At 67.1% G+C, this 13,339-nt stretch carries 15 protein-coding genes; 5 read left to right on the top strand and 10 right to left on the bottom strand.

All coding sequences use genetic code 11. The features are described from left to right. Positions 1-70 precede the first annotated feature (70 nt). The 4 genes from ACVBEQ_RS27765 to ACVBEQ_RS27750 form a co-directional block, all read right to left on the bottom strand. Complete coding sequence (locus tag ACVBEQ_RS27765) at positions 71-475, bottom strand: VOC family protein (protein WP_447156665.1); 405 nt, start codon at positions 473-475, stop codon at positions 71-73. A gap of 46 nt (positions 476-521) precedes the next feature. Beyond that, positions 522-1,004 carry an SRPBCC family protein gene (locus ACVBEQ_RS27760; protein ID WP_447156664.1) on the bottom strand — a complete coding sequence of 161 codons (483 nt, stop codon included), beginning with the start codon at positions 1,002-1,004 and terminating at the stop codon, positions 522-524. Next, entirely contained in the window at positions 1,001-1,381 is a 381-nt protein-coding gene (locus ACVBEQ_RS27755) for an ArsR/SmtB family transcription factor (RefSeq protein WP_447156667.1), read from the bottom strand. The genes ACVBEQ_RS27760 and ACVBEQ_RS27755 overlap by 4 nt, the downstream gene beginning before the upstream one ends. A gap of 78 nt (positions 1,382-1,459) precedes the next feature. Then, on the bottom strand, positions 1,460-1,852 hold the full coding sequence (locus tag ACVBEQ_RS27750) for a PPOX class F420-dependent oxidoreductase (protein WP_447156663.1): 393 nt from the start codon (positions 1,850-1,852) through the stop codon (positions 1,460-1,462). A 106-nt stretch (positions 1,853-1,958) separates the two neighbouring features. On the opposite strand from ACVBEQ_RS27750, the gene ACVBEQ_RS27745 reads away from it, so the two are divergent. Next, positions 1,959-2,393 carry a hypothetical protein gene (locus tag ACVBEQ_RS27745; RefSeq protein ID WP_447156662.1) on the top strand — a complete coding sequence of 145 codons (435 nt, stop codon included), beginning with the start codon at positions 1,959-1,961 and terminating at the stop codon, positions 2,391-2,393. A gap of 30 nt (positions 2,394-2,423) precedes the next feature. On the opposite strand, the gene ACVBEQ_RS27740 is transcribed toward ACVBEQ_RS27745, so the two are convergent. Beyond that, on the bottom strand, positions 2,424-3,281 hold the full coding sequence (locus tag ACVBEQ_RS27740) for a hypothetical protein (protein WP_447156661.1): 858 nt from the start codon (positions 3,279-3,281) through the stop codon (positions 2,424-2,426). Positions 3,282-3,422: 141 nt separating this feature from the next. Here ACVBEQ_RS27740 and ACVBEQ_RS27735 point away from each other — a divergent pair, with 141 nt between their 5' ends. Both ACVBEQ_RS27735 and ACVBEQ_RS27730 read left to right on the top strand, forming a co-directional pair. Then, positions 3,423-4,817 carry an ATP-binding protein gene (locus ACVBEQ_RS27735; RefSeq protein WP_447156666.1) on the top strand — a complete coding sequence of 465 codons (1,395 nt, stop codon included), beginning with the start codon at positions 3,423-3,425 and terminating at the stop codon, positions 4,815-4,817. Then, complete coding sequence (locus ACVBEQ_RS27730; RefSeq protein WP_447156660.1) at positions 4,810-6,786, top strand: vWA domain-containing protein; 1,977 nt, start codon at positions 4,810-4,812, stop codon at positions 6,784-6,786. Before ACVBEQ_RS27735 ends, ACVBEQ_RS27730 begins: the two co-directional genes overlap by 8 nt. 14 nt (positions 6,787-6,800) lie before the next feature. On the opposite strand, the gene ACVBEQ_RS27725 is transcribed toward ACVBEQ_RS27730, so the two are convergent. The 3 genes from ACVBEQ_RS27725 to ACVBEQ_RS27715 all read right to left on the bottom strand — a co-directional run bounded on the left by ACVBEQ_RS27725 (position 6,801) and on the right by ACVBEQ_RS27715 (position 10,563). Continuing rightward, on the bottom strand, positions 6,801-8,162 hold the full coding sequence (locus ACVBEQ_RS27725) for a wax ester/triacylglycerol synthase family O-acyltransferase (RefSeq protein WP_447156659.1): 1,362 nt from the start codon (positions 8,160-8,162) through the stop codon (positions 6,801-6,803). 73 nt (positions 8,163-8,235) lie between these two features. Continuing rightward, the gene (locus ACVBEQ_RS27720) at positions 8,236-8,643 is read right to left on the bottom strand and encodes a VOC family protein (RefSeq protein ID WP_447156658.1); all 408 of its coding nucleotides are present in this window, start codon (positions 8,641-8,643) and stop codon (positions 8,236-8,238) included. Positions 8,644-8,700: 57 nt separating this feature from the next. After that, positions 8,701-10,563: a hypothetical protein gene (locus ACVBEQ_RS27715; protein ID WP_447156657.1), complete on the bottom strand. Its 1,863-nt coding sequence runs from the start codon at positions 10,561-10,563 to the stop codon at positions 8,701-8,703. 110 nt (positions 10,564-10,673) lie between these two features. Here ACVBEQ_RS27715 and ACVBEQ_RS27710 point away from each other — a divergent pair, with 110 nt between their 5' ends. Continuing rightward, the gene (locus tag ACVBEQ_RS27710; protein ID WP_447156656.1) at positions 10,674-10,997 is read left to right on the top strand and encodes a nuclear transport factor 2 family protein; all 324 of its coding nucleotides are present in this window, start codon (positions 10,674-10,676) and stop codon (positions 10,995-10,997) included. A gap of 52 nt (positions 10,998-11,049) precedes the next feature. On the opposite strand, the gene ACVBEQ_RS27705 is transcribed toward ACVBEQ_RS27710, so the two are convergent. Next, positions 11,050-11,415, bottom strand: coding sequence for a hypothetical protein (locus ACVBEQ_RS27705; protein ID WP_473163208.1), 366 nt, complete (start codon positions 11,413-11,415; stop codon positions 11,050-11,052). A 13-nt stretch (positions 11,416-11,428) separates the two neighbouring features. Here ACVBEQ_RS27705 and ACVBEQ_RS27700 point away from each other — a divergent pair, with 13 nt between their 5' ends. Next, positions 11,429-12,715, top strand: coding sequence for a M23 family metallopeptidase (locus ACVBEQ_RS27700; RefSeq protein ID WP_447156654.1), 1,287 nt, complete (start codon positions 11,429-11,431; stop codon positions 12,713-12,715). Between the two features lie 111 nt (positions 12,716-12,826). On the opposite strand, the gene ACVBEQ_RS27695 is transcribed toward ACVBEQ_RS27700, so the two are convergent. Continuing rightward, the gene (locus ACVBEQ_RS27695) at positions 12,827-13,180 is read right to left on the bottom strand and encodes a VOC family protein (RefSeq protein ID WP_447156653.1); all 354 of its coding nucleotides are present in this window, start codon (positions 13,178-13,180) and stop codon (positions 12,827-12,829) included. Positions 13,181-13,339: the final 159 nt, after the last annotated feature.

Below are 13,339 nucleotides of genomic sequence, written 5' to 3'. Positions count from 1 at the left end.
GGACGAGTTCGAGGACGGGACAGTACGGGGCGGGACGAGTTCGAGGACGGGACAATTCGGGGCGGGACGATCAGGCGCCGGCGGGGGAGAGCAGCGGGCGGCCGGCGCGGGCCTTGATCTGCTGCACCATCCACGTGTTGCCGTCCGGGTCGGAGAAACCGAAGAAGGTTCCGCCGTCGCGCTCGTCGTACACGGTGATCTCGCCGGCCTCGACGCCGCGACCGAGGAGTTCCTGCCGGGCCGCTTCGGCGTCGGCGACGATCAGTTGAACGCCCCGCAGCGAGCCGGGCGGCATGCCGTTCTGGTTGCCCAGGACGATCGAGCAGCCCGAGCCTTGTGGCGTCAATTGCGCGAAACGCATGGGCCCGGAGGTGGTGTCATGGTCGAGGTGCATTCCGACGGCATCCCGGTAGAAAGTGATGGCGCGGTCGATGTCGCTGACCGGGACGGCGACAACCTCCAGAGTCCAATCCATGGCGTGCTCCTGATGAGTGGGGTGGCGGGCTGTCGGAAGGAAGGGCTCAGAGCGTGGCGAGCAGCTCTTCGAGTCGTTCGTAGCCCTCCGACACGCCCGCTTCCATGTTGCCCGCCGCCATGCCGTCCCTCGACTCGACCGACGGATACGAACTGTGGATGTGCAGGCGGGTCCGGCCGTCGCCCAGGTCCTCGAAGCGCAGCGTTTCGATGCTCACCACATCCGGGAACTGCTCGAATTCGAAGGTCTGAATGGCGAGTTCGTTCTCGCGGACGACGTGGAAAACGCCGTTGAACGGGTATTCCTCGCCCTTGTCGTTGCGGTGGATGTACCGGTAGCGGCCGCCGGTGGTGAAATCGTAGGTCTCGATCTCCATCTGCAGGCCCCGCGGTCCGAGCCACTGCTTGATCAGGTCCGGATCCCGGTGGGCGCGGAAAACGGCCTCGACGGGGGCGTCGAAGTCGCGTTGGATCTCGATGAACGGCAGACCCTCCGGCACGGTCACGGTGGTGGGATGGGTGGTCTTCATGGCAGTTCCTCCTCGGGATGGGGACCGGCCGGGGATTCGGCGCGGTCGATGGTGCTGAGCAGGGCGTCGAGACTGCGGAAGCGTTGCTCGCTGATCAACCGGTACCTGTCGATCCAGGCGGTCAGCGCTTCCAGCTGCACGGCGTTGAGGTGCACCGGGCGACGTTGGGCGTCGCGGGTCCGGGTGACGAGTTCGGCATGCTCCAGCACCTGGATGTGCTTGGAGACAGCTTGTTTGGAGATGTCGAACGGTTCGGCAAGTTCATTGACCGTGGCGGGGCCGCGACTCAGCCGGGCGATGATCCGCCGCCGGACGGGGTCCGCCAGGGCCATGAACGCCCTGTCCAACCGATCGTCGGCTGACGGATCGATCACCAAGGTCAACCACTTCCTTTATCAACGTACTGATTGATTACGACTGTAGGAGGGTGTTGAGAGGGTGTCAAGCCCTTGTTCTCAGCCCATGCCGGTGATCCGGCGGGCCTCCACGGTGACGATCAAACGCTGCTGATCACGCCCGCCGAACCACGGGTACGGACCGCCGATGTAGCGCTGCGCCAACTTCTCGATGTGGTCCGCGGCTCCTTCCGTCGACACGGACAGCACCCGTCCCCGGACCGAAAAATAGCGCGACGAATTCTTCGGATCGGACACGGTGAGGGCGACCCGCGGATCGCGCTCGACATTCCTCACCTTCTGAAAGCCCTGCACGGTATTGATGAGGATGTTCCGACCGTCCGTGTCCACCCAGGTCTGGGTCAGTTGCGGCGAACCGTCGCTCATCGTGGTGGCGAAATAGCAGGGACTGGGCTGCTGGAGCAAGGAGAGCAAGCCTGCGGGGAGTTCCACGTGATTCCTGTCGTTGTAGGGGACCAAAGTCCCGGGTGGTCTGATCATCGTCCCCTTCCGGTCGGCACCGCGACCGGCAGATCCTGAGGGGCGGAGGCGATCGGTGATGACATCCACGGTGCAGAAACAGAATTCGAGATCTCGGGCAGTTGCTCGCGGATTCCTGGTCGGGGTGGAAGTGTTCGTGGCGGTGGGTGCCGTCTATGGCGGCGTCGGCCTGATCGCGGACAACTCGATCGGCATGCTGCCGGAGTGGCTGGACGGAACACCGTTCAGCTCGTGGACGCTGCCGGGCATCTTCCTGCTGATGATCGTTGCGGCACCGATGTTCGTCGCCGCCGTGGCCGAGTTGCGCCGGGTCCGCTGGGCTTACGCCGCCTCGCTGGTCGCGGGCGCCGCCATGGTCGGCTGGATCGTGGTCCAACTGCTCGTCATCGGCCGGTACTTCTTCCTGCAGCCGATCATGTTCGCCTGCGGGGCAGCGGTGATCGTCCTCGCGTGGGCCGTGCACCACGGCGAGCGCGTCCTGCCGACCCGCTGACGAGTAAGCGGCCGGCCGGGAGCAAGGGCACTACGCCGGGCCGGCCGGCGGAGTCAGAGGGACCTCCGGCGACACTGCAGCACCCTCGAACGGCCCAGCATTCGCGGACGGCGGTGCAGCAATTTCCGCCCGCGCGGTCACGGCCGTCCCCCCGTTCGACCCTGCCCCGTTCGACCCAACCCCGTTCGGCCGCTGCGCATCCCGCCGGTCGGGCGCCGCGGGCGGTTCCTCCAGCGCGCGGTATTCGTCCTGCCTGTCCTGGTTTTCGTCGATCTTCTTCTTGACCTTGCCCAGACCCGGGACGGCGCCGATCAACTCGTTGAGTTGGCTGACGATGTCCAGCAGATCGCGAAGATCGGGCGCAACGGTGGCAAGAGTGTCCAGCACCGGCAGGATGTCGGCGTCCAGCTTGTCCACGATGGACGGCAACGCGTCGATCAGGCCGACGATGGCATCGACCTCCTTCGCGCTGGTGGTCTCCACCAGTCTGCCGAGGATGGGCTCGAGCCTGTCCAGTGTGGGCTGGAACCGGTCGAGCAACGGTTCGACCCGATGCGTCAACTGCGTGGCCGACCCGACGACGGCAGAGGTCCTGACCAGCACGCCGTTCGTGCGGTGGAGCAGCGAATCGAGCCTGGGCTGCAGACTCTCGATGTGCTCGACGACCGCGTCCGCGCGGCGTTGAGTGTCCTCGATCCGGCGCACGGCGGCGGTTGCCTCCTGTTGCACGGACTCGATGTCGTTGACCACCGCCCGAACCCGTACCAGCAGCATCTCGGCCTGGGTGACCAGACCGACGACCCGCGGTACCAGGCCGATCACCCGCTCGAGAGCCTCGTAGCCTTCGCCGGCGATGCGAAGCAGATCCGTTGGTCCTGGAATGCGCACAGTCGGGCTCCGATCTGACGACGCACGTTGACGATGACGCCTGGGCATCACCCGGTCGATGCGCCACCCTACGACGATCGGCCGGCGGCGGCATCGGTGCCGGCCCAGCGGAACCCGGGCGTACCGTTGGCGAACATGCGAATCACCTCTCCCGCTGGACTTCCCGCGACCGCCGGAGAACTCAGGTCCTCGGGCCACGAACTGCGTGGCGTCAAAGCCGAATTGCGGTCCAATCTCCTCGCTGCGCTCGGTGCCGGTACCGACCCATGGCCCGGCATCGTCGGTTTCGAATCGACCGTGCTGCCGCAGTTGGAACGCGCGCTGATCGCCGGCCACGACGTGGTCCTGCTGGGCGAGCGCGGGCAGGGAAAGACCCGGCTGCTGCGCACCCTCACCCGACTCCTGGACGAATGGTCGCCGGTGATCGCCGGCTCGGAGATCGGCGAGCATCCGTACGATCCGATCACGGCGGAATCGCGGCGCCGGGTGGACGAACTCGGTGACGACCTGCCGATCAGCTGGCGGCACCGCTCCGAGCGCTATACGGAGAAATTGGCCACACCGGACACCGCCGTCGCGGACCTCATCGGCGACGTCGACCCGGTCAAGGTGGCGGAGGGCCGCTCGCTGGGAGATCCAGAGACGATCCACTTCGGGCTGGTACCCCGGGCGCACCGCGGGATCATGGCGATCAACGAATTGCCCGATCTCGCCGAGCGCATCCAGGTCTCGCTGCTCAACGTGATGGAGGAGCGGGACATCCAGGTACGCGGGTACACCCTGCGGCTGCCGCTGGACGTGCTGCTGGTGGCATCCGCGAACCCCGAGGACTACACGAACCGCGGGCGGATCATCACCCCGCTCAAGGACCGGTTCGGCGCCGAGATCCGGACCCATTACCCGCTCGAACTGCGTGACGAGATCGCCGTCATCGCACAGGAAGCCGACCTGGCGGCACCCGTCCCGGACCACCTGCTGGAGATCATCGCCCGGTTCACCCGGCTGCTGCGGGAGTCGACGGCGGTCGACCAGGGTTCCGGGGTTTCGGCGCGGTTCGCCGTCGCCGCGGCGGAAACCATTGCGGCAGCCGCACTTCGCCGGTCCGCGATCACCGGTGAGTCGTTGCCCACCGCCCGGCCGATCGATCTGGAAGCTGCGCTCCCGGTGCTCCGCGGCAAGCTGGAGTTCGTCACCGGGCAGGAGGGCCGGGAGGACGAGGTGCTCGAGCACCTGCTCCGTCGGGCCACCGCCGACACCGCACGGACACGTTTGCGAGGGCTGGATCTCGACCCGCTGGTGGCAGCGGTGACGAAGTCGCCACTGCGCACCGGGGACCGGGTCAGCGCCGCCGAGATCGTCGGTGCCCTGCCCCGGGTCGAGGTGCTGACCTCGGTCGCACAGCGGCTCGGTGCGGCCGGTACGGAGGATCCCGGGCCGATGGCGTCGGCGGCCGAACTGGCGCTGGAATTGTTGTTCCTGACCCGGAAGCTGACGAAGGAACCGAGCGACGACGGTGACACGGTGAGCTATGGCTGATCTGCGCGGACCGCACGGCCCCCGGCCGCCGCGTCGGCGCGGGTATTCTTACGGCCCGTACCACGACGGGCCCGACCCATTGGCGCCGCCGATCGACCTGCGTGAAGCGCTGGACAGCATCGGCCAGGACGTGATGGAAGGCAGTTCGCTGCAACAGGCGCTGCGCGAGCTGTTGCGGCGCGGCACCGGCGACCGCCGCGGGCTGGACGAGCTGTCCCGTCAACTGTGGGAAAGACGCCGGGAACTGCAGCGGGACAACAGGATCGACGGGACCCTGCAAGAGGTCAGGGAGTTGCTGAACCAGGCCCTGACGGCCGAGAAGGCGGCACTCGCCCGGCAGGATTCCGAGGACGCGCGTTTCCGCGAGCTCGACCTGGAAACCCTGCCGGACAACACCGGCCGTGCGGTACGCGCGCTGAGCGAGTATGACTGGCAGTCTGCCGAAGCAAGGCAGGCGTACGAGCAGATCCAGGACCTGCTCGGTCGCGAGATGCTGGATCAGCGGTTCAGCGGCATGAAGGAGGCGCTCCAGCAGGCGACCCCGCAGGACGTGCAGCGGATCAGGGAAATGCTCGACGACCTGAATGCACTGCTCGAAAACCATTCCACCGGTGCGGACACCACCGGCCAGTTCGCCGAATTCATGGCCAGGCACGGTGATTTCTTCCCGGAGAATCCGCAGACCGTCGATGAATTGATCGATGTGTTGGCGGCGAGATCGGCCGCGGCACAACGGATGATGCGCTCACTGAGCCCGCAGCAACGTGCCGAACTGGCCGAGTTGAGCCAGCAGGCCTTCGGCGATCCGCGGCTCGGCCAGGCGCTGGACCAGCTGGATGCCCAATTGCAGAACCTCCGCCCGGGTGAGGACTGGTCGGGGTCGGGTCGCTTCCGCGGTGATTCCCCGATGGGACTCGGGGAGGCAACGCGAGCGATGGAGGAACTCTCCCAGCTCGAGGAGCTGACCGACCAGCTCGGGCAGAGCTACCCGGGCGCCAGGCTGGATGACATCGACCTCGACGACCTTGAGGCGGCCCTCGGTCCGCAGGCCAGGGCAGACGCGGAGGCGTTGGCCGCGTTGGAGCGGGAACTGCGGGAGCAGGGCGTGTTCGAACGCGCTCCCGACGGATCGCTCCGGCTGTCCCCGCGCGCGTTGCGCCGGCTCGGCGAGTCCGCCCTCCGTGACGTGGTCGACAAGATCGGCTCGCGCAGGGGGGAAAGGGCCACCCGGCGCTCCGGGGCGACCGGGGAGCCGACCGGCAGCAGCCGGCCGTGGGCGTTCGGAGATACCGAGCCGTGGGATGTGCCCAGGACGCTGCTGAACGGCCAGCTGCGGCGGGCCGGCGGCGACGACCGCCGGATGGACGTCACCGATGTCGAGGTGGTGGAGACCGAGCACCGCACCCGCGCCGTGGTCGCGTTGTGCGTCGACACCTCGTGGTCGATGGTCCAGGACGGGCGCTGGGTACCGATGAAGCGCACGGCATTGGCGCTGCATCAGCTGATCTCGACTCGATTCCGGACCGATGCACTGCAGCTCATCACGTTCGGCAGGGGCGCCGAGAAGGTGGAGTTGGGTGATCTGATCGGCCTGGAGGGTGTGTACATGCAGGGCACCAACCTGCATCACGCGCTGCTGTTGGCCGGTGAGCATCTGCACCGGCACCCCGATGCGATGCCCGTGGTGATGGTGGTGACCGACGGCGAGCCGACCGCGCATGTCGAGCCCGACGGGGAGCTGGCGTTCAACTACCCGCCGATGCCGGAGACGCTCCGCGCCACCGTTTCTGAGCTCGATCGATTGACGGCCCGGCGTGCGGCGATCACCTTCTTCGTTCTGGGTGACGATCCACGGCTGGCGATGTTCATCGATTCGCTCGCCCGGCGCTGCCACGGCCGGGTCGTCGCACCGGATTTGGACGGGCTGGGCGCCGAGGTGGTCGCCGACTACCTTCGGACCAGGCAGTAGTACCTGCTGCCGGGTCAGCCTGCTGCTACTGCCGTTACGGGCGAGGTCAGGCAATCGAGTTCGTCCTGGAGCACCGCGGCGATGTCCGGCAGATCGGCGCACTGCGACGGATCCGCGATGACGGTGACGGTGAGCCGGCCCGTGTAGGACATCGCCCCAAAGGCGACGGTGATGTTGCCCGTGATCATCGGTACCGCGATGACGTCCACGACGGGCGCGCCACCGAAGGCGAGGCGCTGGTCGGGCCCGCGCAGGTTGGTGACGAAGGTGTTGACCAACCGCTGGTGCGAGATGAACCAGTTGAAGACGCCGATCTTGGCGAGCGCCCGGAACGCGGGCCCGATCAACGCTGCTGACGCTCCCGGAGCCGTGCCCTTCCGGGCAGCGGTGATCCGCGCGATCTGTTTCAGCCGATCGACCGGGTCGCCGGTGACCGGCAGCTCGACAGGGATGACGCCCACCCGGTTGCCCAGTTCGGTAGCGCTGGCCTGTACGCGGCTCGACACCGGGATGGAGATGACCAGGCGGTCGACTGTCTCGCCGCGGCGTGCCAGGACCGTGCGGACGGCGCCGGTCACCGCCGTCAGCAGGACGTCGTTCACGGTGCCGCCGTGGGAGTGGGCCACGGCCCGGACCGCGGCGAGGTCGGCGCGCGCCGTCGCGAGCGCACGGTCGGTGCCGACCGGTCTGTTGATTGAGCAGCGCGGCGCGCTCCTGGTATGTCCTGCACCGAGCTCTGAGAGCGCCGCCGGAAGCTGCCGGAGCACACCCGGCACCGTGCGGGTGGCTCGCGCCACACTGCGCAGGGCATCCCGCTGCAGGTCACGACGCCGCGGTGCGGGCCTTGGGAAAGGTTGTGATCTAGAGGATTTCGTCGATGGGTGACCGTCAACCAGGCCGGCGAGCACCGCGAGTCCACCGATGCCGTCGGCCAGTACGTGGTGGAACATCACCAGCAGGGCGCTTCGTCCCTCGCTCATCCCGGAGATCAGGGTCGCCGACCACAACGGCTGATCCGGCGGCAGCCGATGGGTGACCAGTTCGGCGACGACGTCGAGCATCGCCTGTTCGTCACCGGGGTACGGGCACGGCGTTGTTCGGACGTGCCGACGGATGTCGAAATCGGCATCGTCGATCCAGGCGGGACGGCCGCAACCAAAGGGAGTGCTGACCAGACGTTGCCGCATCCGCGGGATCGCCACAATGCGGTGTGCGATGGCCTGTTGCAGATTGTGTAGGTCGACGACGCGGCCGGCCGGGCCCGGACCCAGGACGAGCGCTGCGGCGACCTGCATGGAGGTCCCGGTCACATCGCAGTCCAATTCCATCACGTCGGACGGACTGGCGCGTTCGATCATGACCCCGGCATCAACCACACCTCTGATGCTGGACCCGTGGTCCGCTCAGCCGTAGAGGCGCAGGTCCCGTCGTGCTGTCTCCGGCGGCTGCTCAGCCGGTGCCTCGATCCGGCAGGTCCTGCGCTATCTCCCAAAGCGTTCCGTCGGGATCGGTGAAGCAGGCCGTCCGCTTGCCCCATGCCCGATCCATCGGGCCGTTGAGCAGCGTCACCCCGGCGTTCTCCAGCTCGGCGCACACCGCGTCGACGTCGTCGACCCAGATGGACAGCATCGACCGCGAGCCGGGGGCCGGACCGCCGACCACTCCCGGTGCCACGAGTTCCTCGGCGAACGGCATCTCCAGCAGGTTGAGCATGGTGTTGCCGAGATCGAAGACCACCGACGCCTCGTCCTCGTGCAGCAGTGTGGCGCGGAAAACCTTCTCGTAGAAGGCCTTCGATCGGTGCCGGTCGGCGACGAACACCGTGATCGCCCCGACTCCCGACAGCTGGTTGGTCATTTCGTCACCCTTCTCTGAACGCTCGTTCGGCGGGTTGACCCGGCCTGGGCGGCGAACTCATCGCCGTCCGACGTTGGCCCTGATGTTGGCGATCAGGATCACCAACGCGGCGAGCACGGCCAGCACGCCCACCCCGACCCGCAAATTGGTGACCAGGATGACGACGAGCGCGACGATGGCCGCCAGCACCGTCACGCTGAGCAGGAACACCGGCAATCGGCGACGCAGCACCGCTTCCACCGTCATCACGATCAGGATCGCGGTGATCGTCGCGCTCCACAGTGACGAGTAGTCGAACAGCACGGCCAGACCCAGCAGGGCCAGCAGGACCGACAGCGAGACCTCCGTCCAGAACCGGAGCAGCAGTCCCGGCGGCCGCGTCGGGTTCACGTCGGGGACCGAGCGGCTGCGCAGATGTGCGTGGGGCGGCGCGGCTTTCGGCGGATCAGACTGCTCCCGGATCAGGTGTTCGCGTTCTATCACCGCGGCGCGCCGGGCTGCGCGCAGATCCTCCACCGCCCGTTCGCGCTCCTGCAGCCGATTCGTGGCACCGATACCGCCGCGGCGCCCCGCGGCGACCGTCGGAGGAAGGGCCGCGACGCCGGTGGCCAGCGACTGCAGAACGGTTTCCTGCTCATCTATGTCGGTCGTCAGCTCGGCGATCTGCGCGGTGAGGTCGGCGAGCCGGGTGCTGACCGCGTGCTCCAGTCGCTCCGGCGTCGCGGGGACCTTGTCCAGCCCCGCCCACCCGACCGGGTCGGACCAGCACGGCCTGATCGTGCCGTTCCGCTCGTACCGGGGACCTGCGGGAGCCCGCTCACCCCCGAACGGATCGGTCGTGTCAAGCCCCCAGAGTCCGTGGAAGTCGCGCACCCACGGTGTTGTCGAGTCGATCAGCACCGGCGTCCACGGGCGATCGCAGCCGGGTCCGATCCGGACGCCGTCGCCGCGCTTGTAGTCGATGAACGGGATGCCGAGGCCGGTGCGCGGCTGGTCGCGCGTCCACGGGAACACCACGCCGCGGATCCTGGAGAGGGCGTGCATGGTCGGTCGCAACGCCGGCGGCTCGACCCGCACGAGGTACTCGCCGGGCAGGTAGGCACCGGAATGGGAACCGGCCCCGGCATAGACAACCGGGTGGGTGCCGTCCACCCAGCTCAGGTCCGGATCGTCCGCACGCCTCCGCAGGTCGTCACCGACCTCGTCGTGGGACGAGAACGCCACCCAGGCCACCCAGAGCCCGTCGGTATCTGACTTTCCGCCGGTATCTGGCGTTGTTCCGTCGGGTGCGGTGGTGAGGTACACCGAGACCTGTTCCCAGTCGGCTTCGTGGTCGTTCACGCCGCCGAAGCTCGATCGCCAGTCGTTCATCGCGTAGAAGAACCAGTATTGGATGACGAGATAGCCCGCGTGGCTGGTGACGTGGGCGTAGTACGGGAAGCGGGACGCGGCGGGGGAGCGCGAATACGCCCGGTGCAGTGCCGCCGTCAGCCCGCCGGGCACCGCGCCGCGCATGATCAGCGAGAGCCGGAACAGCGAGTCCAGCACGCGGCCGAGCAATCCCACCGCGGCGAATCGGGAGGTGCTGCGGAATCGCGGTCTACCGGGGTCCTTGCGCCACTCACGGGACTCGGCCCGGGTCAACGGTGCGGGGACGTAGCGCAGTTCGAGGTTGGCGTCCGTCCGGGATCGCGCGAGCCGGCAGAGGCCGTCGACATCGAGTTCGCCGTGGTCCGCGATGCGCAGCGGTCGCCGCCGGCCCGGAGTCCGCTCCCAGACGGCGGATTGCGCGATGTAGTCCTCCACTTCGGTCGGAAAGAACAGCTCGCCCTCGGTGAAGCAGACGACGGGTTCGTACCGGCGGACCACGGCGGTCAGGTCGAGATCGGGTGGGTGGCCGTTCGGCGAATCGTCCTGCATGCCCCGATCATCGCCTACCAGCTCTGCGGGTCGGTGCCGTCGGGGAGTCGCGGCCGCGCTGCCGCCTGGTCATCAGGTTGTGCCCGACCGGTATCGGTACCCTTTTTAGGATGGACGCCGGGCGTCATGTGAACACCTTCAATGCAGCGGTCCGCAGTGGCGACTGGGATCCGTTCGTCTCGCTCTTCGCCGACGACGCTGTGCTCGAATTCGTCGGCCCACAGGTTGGCCCTTTTCGCGGGCGGGACGCCATTGCGGAGGCCTACCGGCAGACACCACCGGATGACTGCATTCACCTTGCAGGCGCGCCGGTGGTCCGGGGCGATGAGACCGTGATCCCCTATCGATGGGAATCCACCGGATCAACCGGCACGATGCGGCTGAAAAGCGACAGCGATGGCTTGGTCGATCACCTCACGGTGACTTTCGATTGACCTGCGCGATCCGCGGGCATCAAACTCGGCTGCGTCGGGATAGCGCGAGGTCTTACGGCCAGGTTGCCGTCCGTGACGGATGCCAACCAACGGCAGTGCTCTCGCTTGCGGGCTGTCGGCACAGGTAGATTCCCGTCATGCGTAGGCGGGAATCACGGTCCGTTGCGGCCGTTGGGGTGGGATTGCTGCTGCTGGTGGGATGCACCGGGACGCCGGCCGCGACCGATGACACGTCCGCGGCGCCAACGGCATCTGCATCCGGAGCTCCGCCGACGTCCGGGTCGGCCGGCGCACCCAGCACCGGGTCCGCGGCGCCGTCCTCGAGCAGCGGACCCGCGACGTCTGCCTCGGGCAGCACCGTCCCGACGTCCAGTTCCGCGCCGGCCGAGCTCACGCCCGTGCTGGCTTCGGTATCCACCGAACCCGTACCGGTGACCGGAACTGACGGTGCTGTCTATCTGGTGTACGAGCTGTATCTGACGAACGCCACGTCGACTCGTGTGACGATCGATTCGGTGCAGGCATTGGACTCCGATACCGGTGCGGTGCTGCAGACCCGTTCCGGGGCCGACCTTGTCGCTCACTCGAAGGTGATCGGTACTGAGCCTGGCGGGACCCCTCCTTCGAGCGTCGTGCTGGACGGCGGTCAACTGGCAATCGTGTGGGTCGACCCGAGCGTCGAGGCCGGGGAAACGGTGCCGACGTCGGTCGGGCACCAGGTGAAGGTGACCTTCGCGTCCGCACCTAATCCGCTGATTCCCGCCGAGCTGACCGAGACCGTCGCCACCACACAGATCGTCGCGCAGGAAGCTCCGGTCGTCAACCCGCCGCTGACCGGCAAGAACTGGTTCGATGGGAACGGCTGCTGCAACGAGGTGACGCCGCACCGCGGCGCCGCGAATCCGATCAATGGCCAGTTCCGCTTCGCCGAGCGTTTCGCCATCGATTGGGTGCAATTGAACGGCGATCTTGAGCTCACCACCGGTGACAACACCAAGCTGTCCAGCTACCCCTACTACGGCGCGCCGGTGCTCGCGGTGTCCGACGGCACGATTGTCGCTGTCTCCGATGAGTTGCAGGATCAAACGCCGGGCAGTAACCCACCGGTCGGGTCGCTGACGCTGGATCAGTACGGCGGGAATTATGTCGTCCAGCAGTTCGAGCAGAATGGTGAGACCTACTACGCTTTCTATGCCCATCTCAAGCCGGGAACCGCGAAGGCCAGGGTAAGTGTGGGTGAGACGGTGCAGGCGGGTGATCTGGTCGGCGAACTCGGCAATTCGGGCAACACCGATGCACCGCATCTGCACTTCCACGTGATGGATGGCCCGGACCCGTTGGCCAGCAACGGTGTTCCCTACCGTTTCGATTCCTTGCAGTTGGTCGGACAGGCCACCGGCGATGCCGCGGTCGACACGGTGATGGGCGGCCAACCGCTACCGCTGGCTCCGGACGGAGGCAGTGGGACACGGACGGATTCGCTGCCTTTGTACCTGGACCTGGTTGATCTGGCGGCATCCGGGTCGGCTGCTTCCGGTTCCTCGTCCGGGTCGCCCGAATCACCGTCGGGGTCGCCGGGCTCATCGACGGGTTCGTCGTCCTCGGGTCCGGCGTCCTCGGATTCGGCGCCGTCGGGTTCGTCGTCGTCAGGCCCGCCGTCGTCTGGGTCTTCGCCGTCTGGGTCTTCGCCGTCTGGGTCGTCAGCGCCTTCGTCGTAGGAGGCGCTTTCTCCCAGTGACTCGGCCACTTTGAGCCCATCGCCGGCGGTCATAACCGTTGGTGGCTAGGCGGCGTAGCGCATAGCGGGAAACGCTGTCGGCTGCGTCGTCTCACTCTCGATGCTGGACGACATTGATGACGTTCCCGTCAGGTGCGCGGACGAGAAATCGGCGTACGCCCCATTCCTCTGTGGTCAGCGGGTGCACGATCTCGTAGCCCAGTCTCTGTGCCTCTTGGTAGGCACTGTCGACGTCGACTGCGTGCACGGAAATGACGGAGTCTTCGGGGGAAGTGGCGTCACCGGTGACCAGTTGGACGTTTGCCCTGCCGTCGGGCGATGTGTACCGGGCCACCCATCCCATGTTGAATTCCTCGCTGCTGAGCCCGAGGTAATCGGTGTAGAAGCCTTTCGCTGCATCGATGTTCGCCACATGAAGATTGGCAGTGACGCGAATGACACGCATGCGTTGCTCCCCTCAGCAAATGATCGGACGATGATCGTCCGATCAGCGCGGCATGTCCAGCCATCTCCTGCCGCGACGGCTCCCGTTCAGAACGGTGGTGTGTCGTCGTCGATGTCGTCGATGTCGTCGATGTCGTCGACCGTCGCGTTGGCGGTGTCG

It is taken from the genome of Nakamurella sp. GG22 (genome assembly GCF_052976845.2).
Note: the sequence above shows the minus strand (reverse complement) of the source record. Positions and strands in the feature narration are given on the sequence as shown.

Excerpts from the sequence above, each read along its gene's own strand:
- ACVBEQ_RS27760 (WP_447156664.1), bottom strand. The coding sequence starts at position 1,004 with ATGAAGACCACCCATCCCACCACCGTGACCGTGCCGGAGGGTCTGCCG.
- ACVBEQ_RS27765 (WP_447156665.1), bottom strand. The coding sequence starts at position 475 with ATGGATTGGACTCTGGAGGTTGTCGCCGTCCCGGTCAGCGACATCGAC.
- ACVBEQ_RS27715 (WP_447156657.1), bottom strand. The coding sequence starts at position 10,563 with ATGCAGGACGATTCGCCGAACGGCCACCCACCCGATCTCGACCTGACC.
- ACVBEQ_RS27745 (WP_447156662.1), top strand. The coding sequence starts at position 1,959 with ATGACATCCACGGTGCAGAAACAGAATTCGAGATCTCGGGCAGTTGCT.
- ACVBEQ_RS27695 (WP_447156653.1), bottom strand. The coding sequence starts at position 13,180 with ATGCGTGTCATTCGCGTCACTGCCAATCTTCATGTGGCGAACATCGAT.
- ACVBEQ_RS27720 (WP_447156658.1), bottom strand. The coding sequence starts at position 8,643 with ATGACCAACCAGCTGTCGGGAGTCGGGGCGATCACGGTGTTCGTCGCC.
- ACVBEQ_RS27710 (WP_447156656.1), top strand. The coding sequence starts at position 10,674 with ATGGACGCCGGGCGTCATGTGAACACCTTCAATGCAGCGGTCCGCAGT.
- ACVBEQ_RS27730 (WP_447156660.1), top strand. The coding sequence starts at position 4,810 with ATGGCTGATCTGCGCGGACCGCACGGCCCCCGGCCGCCGCGTCGGCGC.